The organism is Ammoniphilus sp. CFH 90114, from assembly GCF_004123195.1.
Classification (GTDB): domain Bacteria; phylum Bacillota; class Bacilli; order Aneurinibacillales; family RAOX-1; genus YIM-78166.
The window spans coordinates 1-4,708 of sequence record NZ_SDLI01000041.1 but is presented as its reverse complement, the minus strand read 5'-3'; the positions used below and the strand labels follow the sequence as shown (position 1 = coordinate 4,708).

Annotated in this window: 5 protein-coding genes and 1 pseudogene; 5 read left to right on the top strand and 1 reads right to left on the bottom strand. The window is 41.1% G+C overall.

The window, feature by feature from the left end:
• Positions 1–196 precede the first annotated feature (196 nt).
• On the bottom strand, positions 197–1,708 hold the full coding sequence (locus tag EIZ39_RS26055) for a methyl-accepting chemotaxis protein (RefSeq protein WP_129204491.1): 1,512 nt from the start codon (positions 1,706–1,708) through the stop codon (positions 197–199).
• Between the two features lie 320 nt (positions 1,709–2,028).
• On the opposite strand from EIZ39_RS26055, the pseudogene EIZ39_RS26050 reads away from it, so the two are divergent.
• The 5 genes and pseudogenes from EIZ39_RS26050 to EIZ39_RS26030 all read left to right on the top strand — a co-directional run.
• Positions 2,029–2,416 (top strand): annotated as a pseudogene (locus EIZ39_RS26050) (SbcC/MukB-like Walker B domain-containing protein); the annotation flags it as partial.
• A complete protein-coding gene (locus EIZ39_RS26045) occupies positions 2,406–2,951 on the top strand; it encodes a DUF2399 domain-containing protein (RefSeq protein ID WP_129204489.1) in 546 nt (181 codons plus the stop codon). The pseudogene EIZ39_RS26050 and the gene EIZ39_RS26045, both read left to right, overlap by 11 nt.
• A gap of 131 nt (positions 2,952–3,082) precedes the next feature.
• Positions 3,083–3,313: an AbrB/MazE/SpoVT family DNA-binding domain-containing protein gene (locus EIZ39_RS26040; RefSeq protein ID WP_129204487.1), complete on the top strand. Its 231-nt coding sequence runs from the start codon at positions 3,083–3,085 to the stop codon at positions 3,311–3,313.
• Complete coding sequence (gene mazF / locus EIZ39_RS26035; protein WP_129204485.1) at positions 3,307–3,648, top strand: endoribonuclease MazF; 342 nt, start codon at positions 3,307–3,309, stop codon at positions 3,646–3,648. The genes EIZ39_RS26040 and mazF overlap by 7 nt, the downstream gene beginning before the upstream one ends.
• Before the next feature lie 260 nt (positions 3,649–3,908).
• Complete coding sequence (locus EIZ39_RS26030) at positions 3,909–4,496, top strand: Uma2 family endonuclease (protein ID WP_129204483.1); 588 nt, start codon at positions 3,909–3,911, stop codon at positions 4,494–4,496.
• Positions 4,497–4,708: the final 212 nt, after the last annotated feature.

Here is a 4,708-nt window from a genome sequence, read left to right as displayed (position 1 = left end):
AGCTTGATGACATTGGGACTGACCCCATTCAAAAGGTAAAGCGTGAAAGTGCTTTACCGATAGAAATCACGTGAAGGACTTCCAGTTAAAATCAATGTGGGTTGTTGATCAGAATTAACTTGCTAGATGATTCCTCTCCATAAAAAAACAAGATTCTCCTGGCCAGGAGAATCTTATGACACAAAATCTTACTTAACTATATCGTTTTGGCAAAGTCAGCCAATTCTTGTGACATCTTATTGATCTCATCCATAGAAGCATTTATTTCCTCTGTAAAGGCTGCCTGGTTCTGTGTGAGGGAGCTCATCTGACTGATATGCAGTAATATAGTTTCTATTTGATTCTTCATTTCATTTAAGCTTTTCTCGATATCATCCGTGGCACCGGCACTATGAACTGCCAGTTTTCTTACCTCGTCTGCCACCACACTGAAACCGCGACCCTGTTCACCTGCACGGGCAGCTTCGATCGCTGCATTTAATCCCAATAGATTGGTTTGATCAGCTATTTTTTTAATAAAATCGGAAATATTTTTGGTTTCATCCGCACTACTTTTTGCAGAATTGGCGGCCTGAGTTGATTGATCCTGAGCAATAGCCAGTTCTTGGGCCTGAATAGCTATGGAATTAACCCCCCTTACCATCTCTTCAATAGATTCCGAGAGTTGTTGCATACGAGTTGTTAGTACGCTAACAATTTGTGTTTTATCTTTTTCGTGGGTAATATCTCGAATCGTTCCTGCCACGCGTAAGGGAATCCCTCTGTCACCTCGTATCGTAGCTCCACTAGCGTGAAACCAACGATATTCACCATTCTTTAAACATAGACGGTAATCAATATCAAATGGAGTCTTGCCACTATAATCGTTTAGATGCTCAGCAAAAGCCTTTAATGCTCGTTCTGCATCTTCTGGATGAAGTCTATTACTCCAACTACTCATGACATTTGGAAAATCGGTTTCATCCTTGAATCCAAGCGTTCTTCTAAATTGGGGCGACCACCAAAATTCATTGTTGGGATTGACAACGTCTCCCGCCACCACAGTCATATCCCACGGAGCTTCTACTAGAGCGTGATTGATGAGATCGTAACGCGTGACCAAAGCTTCCAATTCTTGGTCTTTCATTTTTTTATCGTGAATATCAAATAATGCACCAGCTACCCTTAGAGGAACACCCTTTTCATCCCGAATAGTCGCACCGGTAGCTTTAAACCAACGATACCCTTGATTTTTGGTTAACAAACGGTATTCTAAATCATAAGGAATTCTCCCAGTTCGATCGTTGAGGTGGTTAGCGAAGGACTCAAGGACCCAGTCGTGGTCCTCCGGATGAAGTTTGTTTGACCAGCTATTAAGAACATTAGGAAAATCGGTTTGATCACGGTAGCCAATCATTCTCCGGAGCTCATCTGACCATAAAAAGGTATTGTTAGGATTAACAGGATCACCTGCTACCACATTCATTTCCCAAAGACCCACTTCAATGGCTTCTGTCACCAAATTTAAGCGAATATCTAAATCTTCTATGTATTGTTGCATGCTACTCAGAATATGGTTCAGGTTATTAACCAATTCCTTGGATTCTTGTCTATCAACAGCAGATTGAAACAACCCTGAAAAATCGTTTGTTTCAACCCTTTTGCTTAACTTCCGACTCTCTTCTAAAAGAAAATGAAGTTCACTAGCTTGCGTAGACTTAAAGAACATGGCTCATTTCTCCTAACATTTATAATCGCTCTCGGCTTCAAAAAAAGACGGCTATTATTAATTGAAATAGCCGCCTTAAAACAAATCTCAATCCATAGTTGATTAGTGCCAAAGACCTATAACTATGCATGTATACTTTTAAAAAATATGATCTCTTCAATATGTATAGTCCTTTATACTCATAATTATATTGATGAACCTTACAAAACTCAACATTTTTCTACATATGATTTCAGATTAGAAGGATCCGGTTCATTCGTTTCGGGGATACCCCCTCAGGTAAGGGACTGACCCCAATCATAAGGTAAAGCACGAAAGTGCTTTGCCGAAAGCGATCCTTCACCTTCAGTGGGGGAGAAAAAGCTATGGCCATGTATATCCCCTTATTTTCCGCTGCGTATTCGCGATATTTAGAGGCGGATTCCCAAGCGCCTATGATCATCTCCCTAGATGAAGCGTTCGCGGGAGTGGATGAAAATAACATTCGAGACAGGTTCGCCTTGCTCGAACAGCTCGAATTTAACATGATACGGTTTCCCGCTTATCCATCTGTCAGCACATTCGTCCCAAAAATGAGATTACGTATCCGTCGTTCGTTATTTGTGGGATGGACAATCTCTTCATATGCTGGACTTAGAGGTATCCTTCAGTCCTTCGTTAGAGATAGCCGCTTCCATAGAGGAAGAAGGGATTTACAGTGGAGGATAGCAAGGACAGAGAGAAGTTGCTACAGGAAGGCATTCACTATTTAAAGCAAAGGAAAAAGGGGTTGGAGCGTCTTCTTCAGGCCTTGGTTGAAAAGTGGATTGTGGAAAATCCAGCGGTCTTTTCTTCCTTGTTAGGCCTATGGGAGGAAGAAGATCCTAATTACCCTTTGCCCATGATCTGTTCCTATGGACAGTTTAAGCTCGCCATGCTCTCCTTGTGTGACCGTCTCATATTGTCAGGCTGTGAGTTATGGTACTCTGGCGATATGGATCCATCTGGTTTTCAGATGGCGATTCGCCTCTGGCAACGGTATGGGAATGAACAGGTGAAGCTTTGGCGTTATCAGCCCGATTTATATATGGACAGAAGTTCTGAGCAAGTTTTAAAGACTGATCAATGGAATAGGTTAGAGAAGTACATGTCAGAGGAGTCTTTAAGTTTACCTCATGATTTTTATCCTGTATGCAGATCTCATGGGAACAAAAAAGACCGTGTTATCAGGAAGCGTTTATGGATTTGCTTTATAAGGATATAAGGGAAGCTAAGAGGGGAAAATGAATCCTCCCCTCTTGCGATTCAACTGTCATTTAGGCCAGATTGACATTTTCTTCAAATTTGTATATACTTTGTATATACTTTGTATATACGTTGTTGGAGGTGGAAACCATGTTACAAGTCCAAAAGTGGGGTAACAGCTTAGGCATTAGGATTCCAAAAGCGATAGCAACAAAAGTAGGTTTGGAAGAAGGCTCGGAAATTGATTTGGATATTGAGGATGGCAAGATTGTAATTAAGCGAAAGCCAAAAAGCTTAGACGAATTACTGATGCAAATCACCCCTGAAAACATTCATAAAGAGATTTCTACAGGTGATGCGGAAGGTCGCGAAACATGGTAGAAAGATATGTGCCTGAACGCGGAGATTTAGTTTGGCTGCAGTTTAACCCCCAAGCTGGACATGAACAGGCAGGAAAAAGACCCGCCTTGGTGATCTCGCCAGCATCATATAACGGAAAAGTGGGATTGTCATTACTATGTCCTGTAACTTCAAAAATAAAAGGGTATCCCTTCGAGGTAAGCATCCCGCAAGATCTACCCATTGAAGGTGCGATTCTTTCTGATCAAGTGAAAAGTCTGGACTGGCAATCACAAAAAGCGTCATTCATTTGTAAGGTTCCAGCCGAGTTACTAGAAGAAGTCATATCAAAAATAAAATTATTGCTAACTAATTGATAAATGCAGCCTTCTTTCATGACGGCATTTTTTCAGTCGAGAAGTCTTTGTAGAAAAAATCTAAGAGGAGCCAACCAGGAAGGCGATATATTGTACAGAGTATGATGGAATATATTGCCCGCTTCGGGGTATACCCCCTCAGGTAAGGGATTGACCCCATTCTTAAGGTAAAGCACGTCCCATTTGACGCTTCCTCCTTAAGGGTATTTGTTTCGTTTGAATAAACCATGATAAAATGAAGTTATGAGGGGGGAGTATAAGTGGAGAGACTCAATGTAAATCAAAGGTATACGGTAGAAGAATTCCTTAAATTTGATTTGAAAGAAGGCCGATATGAACTTCATGAAGGCTTTCCCATACTTATGTCCCCTGCTTCAGCCGGTCATGAGGCCATTGTTGCCTCAATAATTGGAGAATTGTCTTTAGCTTTAAAAGGAAGCCAGTGTACTGTTTTTGGCAGTAATCTGGCCGTGATTCCTTTTGGGTCAGAAGTTAAAAGTTGGGAGAAGGAAAAGTTCTTCCTACCAGATATTTCAGTTCTGTGTGATCACAAAAAAATACAACAGGGAAAATGCTACGGCGCACCCGACTTAGTTGTTGAGGTATTATCTCCCTCCACGTCTAGAACAGATTTGGTGACGAAGCTAAATGACTACGAACGAGCTGGGGTAAGGGAATATTGGATTGTTGACCCGTCTAATCAGTTTATAGCGAAATACGTATTGACCCATTATAGCTTTGTAAGGGAAGATGTCTTTGATATGGAGAGCGATTTTTCTTCGACGATTTTCTCCGAGATTAGGTTTGCGGTCAATGATATCTTTCACTTCTATAACAACTTTAACTGAGCAAGAATAGAAAAGTAAAATGTATGATTACTGCGGGGATATCGGACGATATGACTCTAATATAAATACTTGAAAGGTAAGTTCTTGCTCTACATTTTCTAACGTTGACAGTCTAAGTATAGCATTGTTGAAAAATGGAAAACCCCTGTCCAATGGGATATTGGATAGGGGTTTATTGCTGGTTTCGGGGATACCCCCTCAGGTAAGGGACT